We start from the raw sequence: 15,053 nt of genomic DNA on the forward strand, positions 1-15,053 counted from the left end.
ATTGATGGTAGCGCGCAGTGATAAACTCTGTCGCCATGAGTCATGCTGCAGCGCCACGACGCCTCAGCCTCACACAAGTGTTGGGAGAGCTGTTTATTACCGTGGGCGTCCTCTTTTTCCTCTTCGCCTTTTATGAGTCGTATTGGACAAATTTAGAAGCAAGCAGGGAGCAATCTAAGGTCTCGGACAAGCTTGACCAGCAGTGGCAGCATGTGAACCCACGGCAAAAACTCACCCCCGAATTAGGCGAGGCCTTCGCTCGAATGTATATTCCAGCGTTCGGCTCTGATTTCCATTTCGCCATCGTCGAAGGAACCACCGACGCGGACCTGCTCGCGGGCCCCGGCCGCTATACCGAAAGCCAGCTTCCGGGGGATCCGGGCAATTTCGCCGTGGCCGGCCATCGCGTGGGCAAAGGCGCACCGTTTAATGATCTTGGCAATTTAAAGGTGTGCGACGCCGTCGTCGTAGAGACCAGCAACCGGTGGGACGTCTACCGCATTTTGCCTATCGACGCCCAGGGGGAACAGCGCCGCGCGGAGGCCCTGCAATGCCTCACTCCCGAGCAGGCAGAACGCCTAGCCACCGGGGATTATGCCGGGGTGAACGGGCGGGCCATTACGGTCCCCGGCGATATTGCCAGCATCAACCCCATCCCCGGCCTAGATGTGGCGGAAGCCACCCCGGAGATGGAAGCCCTCATGACCATGACCACCTGCCACCCGCAGTTTTCCAATGCGGAGCGCATGATCGTGCACGCCATGCTCGTGCGCTCCGAACCAAAGCAACCCGGGGTTCGCCCCGCCGAACTCGAGGAGAAATAACACACCCATGTACGGACTCATCTGGCGTGCCATCCCCGGCCCCTGGCCGATAAAACTCTTGGTATCCATCGCCCTGCTCGTGGGAACATTCTTCCTACTGATGGAAGTTGTGTTCCCCTACGTCAGCGCACACATGCCATACAACGACGTCATGGTATAACGCTACAAACCAAGCCGGGCAATCACCTCCTTGGCCACCAATTCCACCTTGATCGACTGCGCCTGGTTGGAAAACACCACCACCGCAACACTGCCCTTCTGCACCGCGTAAATAGAACGCCCCTCCGAGCCCAATCGGCCCCCCGACCAGCCTTCCGGCTCCTCGGCGGGCTCGGTCTCATTGATGGGGGCGGCCCAATTCACCACGTCCACGGCCTGCTGCTCGTCGGGCATGTGCCGCACGATCACCTGCAATTGCGGTTCCTCCTGATAGGACCAGAACACGCATGCGGGAGTATCAAAACGCTCGTCGATCCCTTGCGTGGTTACTTTTTGCCCGTTCGTATCCGCTACCCAGTTCGTGTCCAGATAGGGGCACGGTGTGGTTGCGTCGCGCGGTACCTCTGCCGCGGCGTCGATAGGCAATCCCTGGTCGGGGACAACGGCGGGGGCCTCAGGGGTAGGCGTGGTTGTTTGTTGCTCGCCGAGTTGGGGGGTCGAGCAGGCGGCGAGGAGGGCACAACTAAGTACCAAAACTGTACGGCGCATGCACTCCAGTCTAGGGTTGCTGTGTATGAACAGTGAACCGGCCGCCCTGCAGAATCATGGGTTGCGCAAAGGCGTGCATTTCCTCACCGCGTTTCTGCTGGTTGTGATCGTATTGGCGTCAGTACGTCTGCCGTCCTTGGAACTGCTGGCCATGATCGGACTGGCAAGCGGATTCGGCGCCGTATACTACGCGGGAAACCGGCATTTGCGGGACCCCCTGGCGCTGCAATTATGGTTGCTGGCACTGACGTGCATATGGATCATCATGGTGCCGATCCAAACCAGCGCCGTGTATTTGGTCTTTGCGCTGTATTTCCTCTACCTGCAGGTTTTAACTGATTTCCGCGGTTTGATCGCGGTGATCGGTGCCACGGTGGTTTCGGTGCTGAGCCAGTACCCGCACATGACCATCGGCAGCGTGCTAGGCCCCTGCGTGGCGGCATTGGTTTCGGTGGGCATCAACTACGCGTTCCAGGCGCTGTGGACGGTTTCGCAAGACCGCCAAAAGCTTATCGAGGAGCTGCTGCAAACCCGCTCCCAACTGGCGGAAACGGAACGCGCGGCGGGGATTGCGGCGGAGCGCCAACGCATTGCCCACGAAATCCACGACACCTTGGCCCAGGGTTTGTCCAGCATTCAGATGCTGCTCCACGTCGCAGAGCGTGAGCTTGAGGCGGTGCCTGACGACGTCGCTGAACCCGCCGTCCGCCGCATCCGCCAGGCCCGCACCACCGCCGCCGATAATCTCAGTGAAGCCCGCGCCATGATCGCGGCACTGCAACCGCCAGCGCTTTCGAAAACCTCATTGGAGGGCGCCCTGCATCGCGTGGCCCAAGGGGTGGTGGGCACGGAGGTGAGCGTGGTGGTGGAAGGCCAAGAACGTCAATTGCCCATGCGGACCGAAGCCTCCCTGTTGCGCATCGCCCAAGGTGCGGTGGGAAACGTGGCCAAGCATGCGCAGGCGGAACGTTGCCGCATTACCTTGACCTATGGGGAAGAAGAGGTGCGGTTGGATATTGTGGACAATGGAGTCGGCTTCGACCCGGAATCGATCGGTGCGCGGCCCGCCGGACTCGGCCATATCGGGTTGGACGCAATGCGCCAACGCGCGGTGGAGCAGGGCGGCACCTTAAACGTGGAATCCGAACCTGGTGGCGGTACCGCGGTCTCTGTGGCACTCCCCGTCACCGGGGAACTAGAATCAAAATCTGAACCTACCGATAAGGGAGCCCACGATGATCCGAGTTCTCCTAGCTGACGATCATGAAATCGTCCGCCTAGGTCTACGCGCCGTTCTAGAATCCGCCAAAGACATCGAAGTGGTAGGTGAAGTTGCCACGGCGGAGGCCGCGATTGAAGCTGCGCAGCGCGGTGGGATCGACGTTATCCTGATGGACCTGCGCTTCGGTGCCGGCGCGGAAGGCACCCTGGTTTCTACCGGCGCGGACGCCACCGCGGCGATCAAACGCTCCATGGACAACCCGCCGAACGTGCTGGTGGTGACCAATTACGATACCGACGCGGATATCTTGGGTGCCATCGAGGCGGGGGCGGTGGGCTACCTGCTCAAGGACGCGCCACCGGCGGAATTATTGGCCGCGGTACGTTCCGCGGCCGAAGGCGACTCCACACTTTCGCCCGTGGTTGCGAATAGGTTGATGACTCGTGTGCGCACCCCCCGCACATCCCTCACCCCGCGCGAACTCGAGGTACTCAAGCTCGTGGCCAGCGGCTCCTCCAACCGGGACATTGGCAAAGTGCTGTTCCTCTCGGAGGCGACGGTGAAATCGCACTTAGTACATATCTACGACAAGCTGGGCGTCCGCTCCCGCACCTCTGCAGTTGCCGCGGCCCGCGAGCAAGGCGTGCTGTAGTGGGGTGGTGACGCGCAACTTTGGCCTGCGCCGATGGGTTGTGCGCCTAGGTTGCTGGTGGGTTGTGCGCAATCAGATTCGTCGCCCATGCCGCGATTAGGTTGTGCGCGCCTGGCTGATTGGTTGTGTGCAACCGCCGACCTGGGGCTGGTCTTTCTATTCTTCATTCGGGGGTCCAACGAAGAAATCCCGGACGAATCTGGCCGAAAAACGCTGCAGCTCGTCTTTCCATTCTTCGTTGACCACCCTAATGAAGAAATTCCGGACGATCGCAGGTCAACGGCTGCACACAACCTATCCGGTTGCGGGTCGCCCACCCCGAAGATCTACATCAAATCGACCAGCAGGCTTCAGATCGAATAATCCGCCGGCGGCGCGGACAGCAATTGGCGTGCGAGATCGCGGGCGGTTTCCAGCGGGGTGATATTGCGGCTGAGCCGCGCGCCCGCCAACCCGCCGTCGAGGAATACCAGCAGCTGGTTCGCCTGCGTGGTCCCCGGGTAGCCATTCTTTTCGGTGAGTAGGTCCGTCATGGTTTTATGGCACCACGAGCGGTGCTCTTGCACCGCCGCCACAATCCCATGCTCGCTTTCAGTTTCGGGCCGCGGGTATTCGTTCGCGGCGTTTTGGAAATGGGACCCTCGGTAATCCTTTAGGGGTTCTTCTTCGATGCATTGATCGAAAAACGCCAGGATTTTATCCTCCGGGTTATCCATATTTGCGGTGCGGGCGCGCCAATCGGCCCGCCATTGCTCGTCTAGGGCGTGCAGGTAGGCGATCACCAGGGCGTCCTTCGAACCAAACAATGAGTAGAGGCTCGCTTTGGCTACATCGGCCTCGCGCAGAATGCGGTCGATGCCGATCACACGGATGCCCTCCGTGGTAAACAGGCTGGTAGCGCTAGCCAGCAGCCGTTCCCGAGGGACCGGGCGGTTCCGTCGGCTACTCTTCTTCGGGGCGATCGGTCCCACTTCCCTTCCTGAATGATCAAGCGGTATCAGAACACCCAGATTACCCCAGAAACAGACAATTCTGTTCATATTGACCGACCGCCCCCGTTTTGTTGCACACGAACCCGCCGATGACCGAGGACACGCCACCCAGTTTCCCCCAAAAGGGTGAGAGTGCCCTGTCCCAAACAACAACCCCACAACCCTGGTCAGGTTGTGGGGCGTTGTTGTAGACACCGTCTACTTGCGTACCAGCTGTACGACTGTCAATAGAATGACGGCGCCCAAGAGGCAGGTGAGGAAGCTGAATACCAAACCGGCACCTGCAACATCCACGCCGAGCAGGCCCAAGAGCCAGCCGCCGATGATGCCGCCAACTACACCAACCAAGATGTTCAATCCAATGCCCTGCTGGGCATCAGTACCTTTGATCTTAGATGCAATCCAGCCGGCCAAACCGCCGATAATGATCCAACCTAAGAACCCTAATCCCAGATTCATGGAAGCCATCTCCCTTCGTTGTCGTGTATAAGCTCAAGGGTAAAGCTGAAAAACACCTAAATCGACCTTCCATTACAAAGTGCAATAGGAACGTGATCTAGGTGTTATCCGAAATATACATTGGTAGCAATCAAGCTACGTTACTTGCTCTCGGGACGCACCACCATCATCGGACATGGCGTGGACTGCAACAACGCCCTCGACGTAGAGCCGAGCAGCATGCCCTTGAATCCACCACGGCCGTGGGACCCAACAACCAGCAATTGCGCACCCAGCGCCGCATCCGTCAAGGCACGAACGGGACGGTCGCGGGTAACAATCTTGGTTACCTTTACGTCCGGATACTTCTCCGAGAACCCTGCCAACCGGTGGCCCAGCAACATGTGCTGTTCCTGTTCCACGACTTCCCACTGTTGTTGCGCAGCGGTAAGCCCAGCCAATGATGCCTGGATCTGCATATCCATCCACGTGTGCACGGCGATCAGCTCGCAATCGCGGGCGTCCGCCTCCGCAAACGCGTATTCGATGGCCTTTTGGCTAATGCCGGAGCCATCTACGCCAACCACCACGGGGCCGTACTTGTAGGCCTCGTCGAGGTCTTCGCGCACAACCACAACGGGGCACAGCGCATGGCTGACCACCGCCGCGGAAACGCTTCCCATCACCATCCCGGAAAGGCCACCAAGGCCGCGGGATCCCATGACAATCATGGTGACGTCCTTGGACATGTCCAGCAACATATCGATCGGGCTCCCCTCGGCAAGGGTATGACAAATCTCAATGTCCGGAGCTACCTTTTGCGCCTCTGCGCGGGCGGTTTCGATCTTCTCCATCGTTTCCGCTTGGAGATCATCGAACAATTCCTGGGGCGGAACCATCCCCTCTGCGTAGAGGAATTGCGGCATGGTGTAGCTAGCGGCGAGCCGGAGCGGAATACCCCGCTTCAACGCGGTGTTTGCGGCCCAGCGAACGGCGGCTAGGGAAGCAAGTGACCCGTCTACGGCAGCTACAACAGTATTATCCTTGCTCATAATGCACCTTTCTCTCTGATAACCCCCAGCCTACACCGCACTGGTTAGAACCAGTTGCCTAATTCCTGAATAGATGCTTCACGAATTTCGGGGTCATACGCATAAGTCACCGTAATAATTTCATCGATGCTGTGCGCCGACGCCCACCGCTGCATCCGAAGTGTCACATCGGGCCCCGTCCCCGCAAAGGTCACCTGCAAGGATTCCCCAATCTGTGCCTTGACCAAAGGATGCATTTCAATCGCCCGCGGCGGCGATAAAAGTCCGCGTTTCCCCGTCACGGCGCTTTCAAACATTTGCAGCAATGTGGTCATCTGGAATTCGGCCTCGTCGCGGGAATCGCACACCATCACATTCGCGCTGGCCAACACATAGGGTTGCGTGCATTGCTGCGAGGGCATGAAGCCCGCGTGGTACGCCGCGATCGCGGCGTCGAGACTCCGCGGCGCGTAGTGGCTGGTAAACGCAAAGGGCAACCCTAATTGTCCCGCCAACGTCGCAGCCTGCACCCCCGCACCCATAATGCACAGCGGCACCTGGCAAAACATGCCCGCGGTGCTGGCCAAATGCTGGTGCAATTGCCGGACATCGGCCATCACGCTGGTGTTGCGCCCCAGCTGGCGCATGGTTTCGGCATCCACCCCGGCCCCGCCGCTCAACGCCGCCTCGATGCGCTTCGGGTGCAGCGTGGCCAGGGTGCCTAGGTCCTCCGCAAGCCGCAGCGGGCGGTGCAACGGCACCATCGTCCCCCCAGACCCCACCCGGATGGTGCTGGTCACGCTGGCGATATGCCCCATCAGGATGGTGGTCGCGCCGCACGCCAACCCGGGCGTGTTGTGGTGTTCCCCGATCCAGTAGCGCTGATAGCCCGCCTCTTCCGCCACTTGTGCGGCGCGTATGGTTGCCGCGATGGCCGCGCTCGGGGTCGTCGATACGGGGACGAGGTCAAGGACTGACAGCGCGACCATTATGCCGGGATTTCTACGATGTGTGCAGCCTCGGCGGTATCTGGGGAAAATGCCGCATATAGTGCGAAAAGCAGGTCGGCGGACAGCTTCCCAATACCATTGTTGAAGAATTCAAACACTGGAGCTAGGAGTGCGTTCATATCCATGGTCGAAAGATTAGTACGGCGGCGGCAAGCACCGCTACCCGTTCGGGACGGCCTGAACCCATCGCGCGCGCAATTGCCGCGGGACGCGCAACCCATGCTCGCCGGGGATTTCCTGCTCCATTTGATTCTCACCCAAACGCATAAAAGCCCGGACGACGATGCCGCGGCGGTGGCGGCGCGCTTTCACCGCAACGAAGTGCTGGACCCCAAGGGACGCCCGTATGCGGCGGAGGACGTGCTCACCCCGGGTGCGGATATTTGGTTTTACCGCACGCCCGGCCCGGAACGCGAAGTGCCCTACGATATCCCCATTTTGTTCGAAGACGCCAACCTGCTCGTCGCCGATAAGCCGCCGTTTATGGCCACCATGCCGCGCGGCCGCCACATCACGGAGACGGCTACGGTGCGCCTGCGCCGCGCCACCGGGAATCAGGATTTATCGCCCGCGCATCGGCTCGATCGCCTGACCTCCGGGGTGTTGGTGTTTACGCAGCGTCCGGAGGTGCGTGGCGCGTATCAGGAGTTGTTTGCCCGGCGTCAGGCGCACAAGGTGTATGAGGCAATCGCCGCGTATTCCCCCGCGATTACGCCCGGCACGCTGTGGGAAAACCGCATTGAAAAGACCCGCAGCGAGCTCCAGGCAGTGCTTATCGACGGCCCCGCCAACGCTCGCACACGTGTGCTTAACGTGGAGCGGCTTCCGGACGGCAGGTACGCGCGCTATACCCTCGCCCCGGAAACCGGGCGCACGCACCAATTGCGCCTGCATATGTGCCAGGCCGGGGTGCCCATTTTGGGCGATCCGCTGTATCCGACCCCGGCGCACCCGGAGGTGGAAGACTTTGCGCAGCCGATGCGGCTTTTGGCACGTCGGCTTTCCTTTATCGACCCTTTTACCGGCGCCGAACGGAGCTTTGAATCGGGCCGGGAGCACACCCCCATGACCTGCGAATAAGGGTTTTTTCAGGGCAATCCCTGATGCCCCGAGTGCGGCGGCTGAGGCACGATACAGGTGAAGTGAAATATCCGCCGAGGGTACTAAGGGAAGCATCATGAATGAGACAATGCGTGCGATGTGGAGCACCCGCCCGTATCGCCTGCCTTCCAGCCAGGGCAGCTCCGCCCCGTGGGCCGGGGTGTGTGAAGGGATCGGCATCAGATATCAGATCGATCCTCTGATTGTTCGTATCCTTTTTGTGTGCTCCGCATTCTTTGGGTTCGGGCTGCTGGCCTACCTGCTGTGTTGGCTCGTTATGCCCCGCTATTCGGTGCCACTGTCGCCGGTGGAGGCGATTTTCTCCAAGGCGCAGGATCCGCGCTACGCCAAGGACCGGGAGACCGGTTGGATCCTGATCGTGGTGCTGGCCGTGCTGGGGTTGCTGGTGGGGAGCATGACCCACACGGTGGTGCTCACACTGTTGATCGGATTATTGCTGTGGTGGATGCTCCATTCGAAAGAACCAATGCCTCCGCAGGTCACGCTGGATTCGGCGGTGCCGGTGCCGGGCTTTGTGGATACCCTCGGCGAACCCGAGGTGTTTGGCCGCACCCAACCCCCCGCTTGGGACCCCTTGGGCACCGCCCCCTTTGCGTGGGATTTGCCGGAACCGCCGCCCGCCCCGACGGCGCAAAAGCCAAAGCGGCACCGGGTGTGGCCGTGGTTGGTTATCGCAGGTGTGATCATGACCCCGATCCTGGTGCTTTCCGCGATTGATAACTTCGTAGGCACCCAATTCCAGGACGGCATGGGCCAGCAACATTACACGGTTTCCAACCCGGAAAGCCTGCTAGATAGCTACAACATGGAGGTGGGGGAGCTGCACCTTGACCTCAACGAGCTAGCAACCTTACCTGAGGATAGGACCGTAACCGCCTCAATGACTACTGGCGAAATACTCATCGATTTGCCAGACAATGTGCCGGTGGCTCTCACCTGCTCCACAAACTTTGGTGAGGCGAATTGCGGAGATGAAGTGCGCAATAAAGACGCTCAGGGCGGCACCCTATTTCTTAACGTGCATAACGATGTGGGCAGCATCAAGGTACAGTAGCCACAGCGCGGCGCATACGGCACCAGATCGGAAAGACACGTGTAGCGTATGTGCCAGCCTTATGCTTGCTGAACGCCAGCATGGAAGAAGCGAGGTGAGAACCCTCGTCGCACACAGGAAAGGACTTTGCTATGCAGCCTAATATTGCTGCACACGCGGTGAACCTAGTTAAGCGCTACGGTCACGGCGAAACCGCCGTCGTAGCTCTAGACCATGTAAATATTGAGTTCGCTAGCGGCAAATTTACAGCAATTATGGGCCCGTCAGGTTCCGGTAAATCCACGCTGATGCACTGCATGGCTGGTCTCGATGTGGTGACCGAAGGCTCCACATTTATCGGCGAAACGGACCTTTCCCGGTTACGTGACAAAGATCTCACCTCACTGCGCCGGGACCGGCTCGGTTTCGTGTTCCAGTCCTTTAACCTGGTGCCCACGCTGACGGCGAAGGAGAATATCACCTTGCCGTCCGATGTCGCTGGGCGCAAGATTGACGCCGAATGGTTCCAGGAGGTCACCTCGCGCCTCGGCCTTTCCCATCGCCTCGAGCACCGCCCCAGCGAACTTTCGGGCGGGCAGCAGCAGCGTGTGGCCGTGGCCCGCGCGCTGGTGTCCCGCCCCGAAATCATTTTCGGCGATGAGCCTACCGGTAACCTCGATTCGAACGCATCTGCGGAAGTTCTGGATATCCTGCGGACCTCCGTGGACGATCTCGGGCAAACGGTGGTGATTGTTACCCACGATCCAAAGGCGGCATCCTACGCTGACCGCGTTGTGTTCCTTGCCGACGGCCGCTTGGTAGAGGAACTCAACAACCCAACTACAGAGGGCATCCTTGGCATTATGGCCCGGATTGAGGATCTGTAAATGGCTACAATGCGGACAATATCTTTACGCACGATCGCTGCGCATAAGATCCGATTAGCGTTGACCGTGCTGTCGGTGGTGCTGGGCACGGCCTTTATCGCCGGCTCCAGCATGTTTACCGCCAGCTTGTCTAATAGCTTTAACTCCATCGTTTCCACCGCCTTCGATGACGTTGACATCGTAGTGGCCGGCGGGGAGAAAACCCCCGATGGCGTATCGCTCCAGGTGGTGGAGGAGTTGCGCCAACGCGCCGATATTAAGTCTGTGGATATCGGTGTGACCGGTTCGCAGATCGTGCTCGGCGGCAGCGACGGCCGCGCGATCCAAACCGGCGGTGCTCCCTCGCAGGCGCTGCCAAGCTTCGAGGGTTCGACCAGCGCCAGCGGCGGCGACCTTATCGAGGGCAAGATGCCCACCGAGACCGGCACTGTCGCCGTCAACGAATCCGCCGCCGAACGCGGCAATATTAAGGTCGGCGATAAGGTCACTGTGATCACGCCGAAGGAGCGCAAGGATTACCAAGTGGTTGGCCTAGTCAGCACCGTCAATGACACCGGCGGCTGGGTCGGGGTGGTCTTCCCCGAACCGGATTACCTCGACCAATTCAGCAATGGCTCCACGGTATCCCAAGTGATCATTCGCCTAGATGATCGGAGCAAGGCGGATTCGCTGCGCGAAAGCCTGGCCAAACAATACCCCGACCTAAAGGTGGACACCGGTGCGAAGCTGGTGGAAGAGGTCGGCTCGGTGATCAAGTCCGCCCTGTCCTTTGTGAACTACTTCCTGTGGGCCTTCGCGGGCATCGCGCTCCTCGTCGGCACCTTTATCATCTCGAACACATTTTCAATGATCGTGGCGCAGCGAAACCGGGAATTCGCCCTGCTGCGCAGCATCGGCATTTCGCAGCAGCAGATCACCCGTTCGGTGATCTTCGAGGCGATCATGGTGGGCATTATCGGCTCCGTCCTCGGTATCTTCGGCGGCATGGGGCTGGTGCAGGCGGTGACCGCGGTGCTGGAAGCGCGCGGCGTCGGCCTCCCCACTTCCGGGTTCAGCCTCGATATGCAATCTATTGTGATTCCGCTGCTCGTAGGTATTTTCATTACGGTGATCAGCGCGTGGGCTCCGGCGCGGCGAGCGGGTTCGATCCGTCCGGTGCAGGCGATGCGCAACCAGGAACCGCCCTCCTTATTGATACGGACCATTTTCGGCGGGTCGCTGCTGGCCATCGGCTGCGGCGTGGTGCTGCTGGGCGCGCTCAACGAAAAGCTCGGCTCAACAGGTGTTCGAGCAACCGTGGTGGGCTTGGGCGCACTGGCCATTGTGCTGGGCACGTGGCTCGCGGGGCCCGCATTGTCCATCCCCGTGGTGAGCACCCTTGGTCGCATCGTCGGGGCACCGTTCCGCGCCATTGGACGCATTGCCGCAACGAACTCGCATCGCAATCCCCGACGGACGTCGGCAACCGCCTTTGCGCTGACGCTCGGCTTAGCGATGGTCAGTTCGATCAGCATGCTCGGCGCCACCATGCGGGAAAACCTCTCGGACATGATTGATACCACCGTCAAGGCCGATTACGTGCTTACTGGGCCGACGAACATGGACATCAGCATTCCGCGCGAAGACATCGAGGAAGTGAAACAGATTGACGGGGTGCGCGCAGCTACCACGATGTACGAAGCGCCGCTCACGATTAACGACGTCCCTATTGGCGCCGGTTTCAGCGCAGCTAACGGCCGCTCTCGGCTACCGGTGGCGGAAGGCAATCTCAACGAGGCCATCAAGCTCAACTTCAAGGAAGGCAAATCCGGGCAGGTCGGTTTGAGCGAATCCGTGGCCACCATGCTCAACGTCAAGGTGGGTGACAAGCTGCGCATCGGCGACAAGGAATTCCCGTTGGATGGGATTTATGAATCTAATGTTGCGGTTGGTATGGCGTATATCGACCTGGAGATCGCCAAACAATTTGCGCATGAAAATGAAATCCAGCCGAAGAAGCTCTTTGTGCTTACAGATGAAAACGTAAACCAGCAAACCTTGCGCGGAAAGATCGAAGACGCCGTGGCGAAATCCCTCGTGGTCACGGTGCGCAACAAGGAGGAGTTCGCCGGCGAAAACGCGGCGGGCATTAACCAGATGCTGGGTATCCTGTACGGCCTATTGGGGCTGGCGGTGGTGATCGCCGTTTTGGGTATTGTGAATACCCTTGCATTGAGCGTGATCGAACGCCGCCAAGAGATCGGCATGTTGCGCGCGGTCGGTGTGCAGCGGCGGCAGATCCGCCACATGATCTACATCGAATCGGCCGTTATCGCCGTATTCGGTGCGTTGACGGGCGCGGCAATTGGGCTGGGCCTTGGCTGGGGCTTTGTCAAGGTGCTTGCCGGCGATGGCCTAGAAACAATAATTGTGCCGTGGGGGCAGATCGCCATTATCCTCGCCAGCTCCGCCATTATCGGCGTGCTTGCCGCGGTATGGCCTGCGGGACGCGCGGCGCGGACGCAGCCATTGGAGGCGATCACAGATTAACGTTGGGGTTATGAACCTCAACGAGTGCATAGCCGCCGATTCCAAGATTGGGGTCGGCGGCCCCACTATTTTTGGGTGGAGAGCCATCCAACTCCTGAGCGACAACCCCGACCTCCAACCGGGCGAACTCACGCCCGCCGAACAAATCTCCTGGAAAAACATACGTAAACACGCCGCGCATTTAGCCCGCGGCATTCCCCTCGATGAAGCGGAAGATGTGCACGCTTCCCTAGACCCCGGTTTTGATGCCCTCAATAGGGCCCGGGATGTGCTTCTAAGCGCCCCGTATGACGCAATTGAACTGGCCGAACAGGCGTTGCATTGTGCGACGCAGGATCCCGTGGGGGTGCGGCTGGCGGCGCACCAGATGATCGCCGCCGGATATATGAATACGGGGAATTTAGAGGCCGCGCACGATCATCTCATGCTGGCTTTGGAGGACGCCGAACTTCCTATCCTGCTTGGGCAGCTCTATGCATTGCTTACACAGGTGGCGCTGATGCGTTACGATTCCGACGCGTTTGTGTTCCGCCATTCCGGCTTGGAGGCCCTAGCGCCCTATCCGGAGGCGCCCGCTCGGAAGTATCTGGAAAGCCTTGGTTAGGTTTTGGGTATAGGCAAACGGCCCGGTTGGTGTGTCCGGGCCGTTGGTGTTTGGTTTTGGGTGTCGGCGGTGTCCTACTCTCCCACACACTGCCGTGTGCAGTACCATTGGCGCTGGTGGGCTTAGCTTCCGGGTTCGGGATGGGTCCGGGCGTTTCCCCGCCGCTGTTGCCACCGACAAGTTTTTTTGTTTGGTTTTTGGGGTGGTGTTGGTGGTGGATACTGTGTAGTGGACGCGTGGTGGTTGTTGGTGTTCGGTGGATTAGTACCGGTCATCTGAGCACCTTGCGGTGCGTGCAATTCCGGCCTATCGACCCCATGTTCTGTGGGGCACCTGGTTGATGAAACGTTATCTTGGAAGGGGCTTCCCGCTTAGATGCTTTCAGCGGTTATCCCGTCCGTACGTAGCTAACCAGCCGTGCCACGGGCGTGACAACTGGCGCACTAGAGGTACGTCCGTCCCGGTCCTCTCGTACTAGGGACAGCGTTCCGCACGTTTCTGCGCGCGCGGCGGATAGAGACCGAACTGTCTCACGACGTTCTAAACCCAGCTCGCGTGCCGCTTTAATGGGCGAACAGCCCAACCCTTGGGACCTACTCCAGCCCCAGGATGCGACGAGCCGACATCGAGGTGCCAAACCATCCCGTCGATATGGACTCTTGGGGAAGATCAGCCTGTTATCCCCGGGGTACCTTTTATCCGTTGAGCGACACCGCTTCCACAAGCCGGTGCCGGATCACTAGTCCCTACTTTCGTATCTGCTTGACGTGTCAGTCTCGCAGTGAAGCTTCCTTGTGCACTTACACTCTGCCACCTGATTGCCAACCAGGCTGAGGAAACCTTTGGGCGCCTCCGTTACTCTTTGGGAGGCAACCGCCCCAGTTAAACTACCCACCAGGCACTGTCCCTGACCCGGATCACGGGCCGAGGTTAAAAGATACCCAATACGATCAGAGTGGTATTTCAACTTGCGACTCCCACACCACTGGCGTGGCGTGTTCACAGTCTCCCACCTATCCTACACAAACCGTATCGAATATCAATACCAAGCTATAGTGAAGGTCCCGGGGTCTTTTCGTCCTGCCGCGCGTAACGAGCATCTTTACTCGTAGTGCAATTTCGCCGGGTCTGTGGTTGAGACAGCAGGGAAGTCGTTACGCCATTCGTGCAGGTCGGAACTTACCCGACAAGGAATTTCGCTACCTTAGGATGGTTATAGTTACCACCGCCGTTTACTGGGGCTTAAATTCTCCGCTTCGCGTGACGCTCACGGGTCCTCTTAACCTTCCAGCACCGGGCAGGCGTCAGTCCGTATACCTCGACTTATCGTCTTCGCACGGACCTGTGTTTTTAGTAAACAGTCGCTTCCCTCTATTCTCTGCGGCCTGGCCACGCGCACCCACCGCCAAGGGTGGGCCACCCAACCAGGCCCCCCTTCTCCCGAAGTTACGGGGGCATTTTGCCGAGTTCCTTAACCACAGTTCTCCCGATCGCCTTAGTATTCTCTACCTGACCACCTGTGTCGGTTTGGGGTACGGGCCGCACATGCACTCACTAGAGGCTTTTCTCGGCAGCAGAGGATCATCAACATCCCCAACAAGTTGGGTACGCATCACGTCTCACCCATACCTGTGTGGCGGATTTGCCTACCACACGGGCTACACGCTTACACCACAATCCAATCAGTGGCTTGACTACCTTCCTGCGTCACCCCATCGCTTGGCTACTACCAGCTCAGATCCCACGCAACCACAAGCCACACACACCACCAACCACAAAAGCTGGCAGCACACATAACCTAGGCCGGGTGGTTAGTATCACTGATTCACCATGGGCGCACACATGCGGGTACGGGAATATCAACCCGTTATCCATCGACTACGCCTGTCGGCCTCGCCTTAGGTCCCGACTCACCCTGGGAAGATGAACTTGACCCAGGAACCCTTGGTCATCCGGCGGACGAGTTTCCCACTCGTCATTCGCTACTCATGCCTGCATTCT

General features: G+C 59.3%; 15 protein-coding genes and 2 rRNA genes (1 of these 17 cut by a window edge). 9 read left to right on the plus strand and 8 right to left on the minus strand.

The genetic code is table 11. The features are described 5' to 3' along the window. Nucleotides 1-35 precede the first annotated feature (35 nt). On the plus strand, nt 36-824 hold the full coding sequence (locus CCANI_RS13030) for a class E sortase (RefSeq protein ID WP_146325404.1): 789 nt from the start codon (nt 36-38) through the stop codon (nt 822-824). Nucleotides 825-831: 7 nt separating this feature from the next. Then, nucleotides 832-984, plus strand: a complete 153-nt coding sequence (locus tag CCANI_RS13035) for a hypothetical protein (protein WP_186750371.1) — start codon at nt 832-834, stop codon at nt 982-984. A 2-nt stretch (nt 985-986) separates the two neighbouring features. Here CCANI_RS13035 and CCANI_RS13040 read toward each other — a convergent pair whose 3' ends face one another. Continuing rightward, nucleotides 987-1,532 carry a DUF2020 domain-containing protein gene (locus CCANI_RS13040; protein WP_146325405.1) on the minus strand — a complete coding sequence of 182 codons (546 nt, stop codon included), beginning with the start codon at nt 1,530-1,532 and terminating at the stop codon, nt 987-989. Nucleotides 1,533-1,557: 25 nt separating this feature from the next. Here CCANI_RS13040 and CCANI_RS13045 point away from each other — a divergent pair, with 25 nt between their 5' ends. Next, entirely contained in the window at nt 1,558-2,790 is a 1,233-nt protein-coding gene (locus tag CCANI_RS13045) for a sensor histidine kinase (protein ID WP_281285011.1), read from the plus strand. After that, nucleotides 2,768-3,406 carry a response regulator transcription factor gene (locus CCANI_RS13050; protein ID WP_146325407.1) on the plus strand — a complete coding sequence of 213 codons (639 nt, stop codon included), beginning with the start codon at nt 2,768-2,770 and terminating at the stop codon, nt 3,404-3,406. The genes CCANI_RS13045 and CCANI_RS13050 overlap by 23 nt, the downstream gene beginning before the upstream one ends. Nucleotides 3,407-3,756: 350 nt before the next feature. Here CCANI_RS13050 and CCANI_RS13055 read toward each other — a convergent pair whose 3' ends face one another. The 5 genes from CCANI_RS13055 to CCANI_RS13075 form a co-directional block, all read right to left on the minus strand. After that, on the minus strand, nt 3,757-4,377 hold the full coding sequence (locus CCANI_RS13055) for a TetR/AcrR family transcriptional regulator (protein ID WP_246118297.1): 621 nt from the start codon (nt 4,375-4,377) through the stop codon (nt 3,757-3,759). Between the two features lie 219 nt (nt 4,378-4,596). Beyond that, on the minus strand, nt 4,597-4,857 hold the full coding sequence (locus tag CCANI_RS13060; RefSeq protein ID WP_146325409.1) for a GlsB/YeaQ/YmgE family stress response membrane protein: 261 nt from the start codon (nt 4,855-4,857) through the stop codon (nt 4,597-4,599). A 140-nt stretch (nt 4,858-4,997) separates the two neighbouring features. Next, nucleotides 4,998-5,888 carry a universal stress protein gene (locus CCANI_RS13065; protein ID WP_146325410.1) on the minus strand — a complete coding sequence of 297 codons (891 nt, stop codon included), beginning with the start codon at nt 5,886-5,888 and terminating at the stop codon, nt 4,998-5,000. A gap of 44 nt (nt 5,889-5,932) precedes the next feature. Next, on the minus strand, nt 5,933-6,856 hold the full coding sequence (locus CCANI_RS13070) for an MsnO8 family LLM class oxidoreductase (protein WP_146325411.1): 924 nt from the start codon (nt 6,854-6,856) through the stop codon (nt 5,933-5,935). Continuing rightward, nucleotides 6,856-7,002 carry a hypothetical protein gene (locus CCANI_RS13075; RefSeq protein WP_186750373.1) on the minus strand — a complete coding sequence of 49 codons (147 nt, stop codon included), beginning with the start codon at nt 7,000-7,002 and terminating at the stop codon, nt 6,856-6,858. The genes CCANI_RS13070 and CCANI_RS13075 overlap by 1 nt, the downstream gene beginning before the upstream one ends. Here CCANI_RS13075 and CCANI_RS13080 point away from each other — a divergent pair. The 5 genes from CCANI_RS13080 to CCANI_RS13100 all read left to right on the plus strand — a co-directional run bounded on the left by CCANI_RS13080 (nt 7,001) and on the right by CCANI_RS13100 (nt 13,052). Next, nucleotides 7,001-7,957, plus strand: coding sequence for a pseudouridine synthase (locus CCANI_RS13080; RefSeq protein WP_146325412.1), 957 nt, complete (start codon nt 7,001-7,003; stop codon nt 7,955-7,957). The genes CCANI_RS13075 and CCANI_RS13080 overlap by 2 nt on opposite strands. A gap of 97 nt (nt 7,958-8,054) precedes the next feature. Beyond that, complete coding sequence (locus tag CCANI_RS13085; RefSeq protein ID WP_146325413.1) at nt 8,055-9,053, plus strand: PspC domain-containing protein; 999 nt, start codon at nt 8,055-8,057, stop codon at nt 9,051-9,053. 131 nt (nt 9,054-9,184) lie between these two features. Further along, complete coding sequence (locus tag CCANI_RS13090; RefSeq protein WP_146325414.1) at nt 9,185-9,919, plus strand: ABC transporter ATP-binding protein; 735 nt, start codon at nt 9,185-9,187, stop codon at nt 9,917-9,919. Then, complete coding sequence (locus CCANI_RS13095; protein ID WP_146325415.1) at nt 9,920-12,448, plus strand: ABC transporter permease; 2,529 nt, start codon at nt 9,920-9,922, stop codon at nt 12,446-12,448. A gap of 10 nt (nt 12,449-12,458) precedes the next feature. Next, a complete protein-coding gene (locus CCANI_RS13100; protein WP_146325416.1) occupies nt 12,459-13,052 on the plus strand; it encodes a hypothetical protein in 594 nt (197 codons plus the stop codon). A gap of 61 nt (nt 13,053-13,113) precedes the next feature. Here CCANI_RS13100 and rrf read toward each other — a convergent pair. Next, a 5S ribosomal RNA gene (rrf, locus tag CCANI_RS13105) occupies nt 13,114-13,230 on the minus strand. A gap of 62 nt (nt 13,231-13,292) precedes the next feature. Then, nucleotides 13,293-15,053: ribosomal RNA gene (locus CCANI_RS13110) — 23S ribosomal RNA — on the minus strand; it runs 1,366 nt beyond the window's last position.

The sequence above is a fragment of the Corynebacterium canis genome, from assembly GCF_030408595.1.
Taxonomy (GTDB): Bacteria; Actinomycetota; Actinomycetes; order Mycobacteriales; family Mycobacteriaceae; genus Corynebacterium; species Corynebacterium canis.

Bases quoted from the DNA above. Each gene is read 5' to 3' on its own strand.
- CCANI_RS13070 (WP_146325411.1), bottom strand. From the start codon at position 6,856: ATGGTCGCGCTGTCAGTCCTTGACCTCGTCCCCGTATCGACGACCCCG.
- CCANI_RS13090 (WP_146325414.1), top strand. From the start codon at position 9,185: ATGCAGCCTAATATTGCTGCACACGCGGTGAACCTAGTTAAGCGCTAC.
- CCANI_RS13095 (WP_146325415.1), top strand. From the start codon at position 9,920: ATGGCTACAATGCGGACAATATCTTTACGCACGATCGCTGCGCATAAG.
- CCANI_RS13050 (WP_146325407.1), top strand. From the start codon at position 2,768: ATGATCCGAGTTCTCCTAGCTGACGATCATGAAATCGTCCGCCTAGGT.
- CCANI_RS13040 (WP_146325405.1), bottom strand. From the start codon at position 1,532: ATGCGCCGTACAGTTTTGGTACTTAGTTGTGCCCTCCTCGCCGCCTGC.
- CCANI_RS13045 (WP_281285011.1), top strand. From the start codon at position 1,558: ATGAACAGTGAACCGGCCGCCCTGCAGAATCATGGGTTGCGCAAAGGC.
- CCANI_RS13080 (WP_146325412.1), top strand. From the start codon at position 7,001: ATGGTCGAAAGATTAGTACGGCGGCGGCAAGCACCGCTACCCGTTCGG.
- CCANI_RS13030 (WP_146325404.1), top strand. From the start codon at position 36: ATGAGTCATGCTGCAGCGCCACGACGCCTCAGCCTCACACAAGTGTTG.
- CCANI_RS13060 (WP_146325409.1), bottom strand. From the start codon at position 4,857: ATGAATCTGGGATTAGGGTTCTTAGGTTGGATCATTATCGGCGGTTTG.
- CCANI_RS13035 (WP_186750371.1), top strand. From the start codon at position 832: ATGTACGGACTCATCTGGCGTGCCATCCCCGGCCCCTGGCCGATAAAA.
- CCANI_RS13085 (WP_146325413.1), top strand. From the start codon at position 8,055: ATGAATGAGACAATGCGTGCGATGTGGAGCACCCGCCCGTATCGCCTG.
- CCANI_RS13075 (WP_186750373.1), bottom strand. From the start codon at position 7,002: ATGGATATGAACGCACTCCTAGCTCCAGTGTTTGAATTCTTCAACAAT.
- CCANI_RS13100 (WP_146325416.1), top strand. From the start codon at position 12,459: ATGAACCTCAACGAGTGCATAGCCGCCGATTCCAAGATTGGGGTCGGC.
- CCANI_RS13065 (WP_146325410.1), bottom strand. From the start codon at position 5,888: ATGAGCAAGGATAATACTGTTGTAGCTGCCGTAGACGGGTCACTTGCT.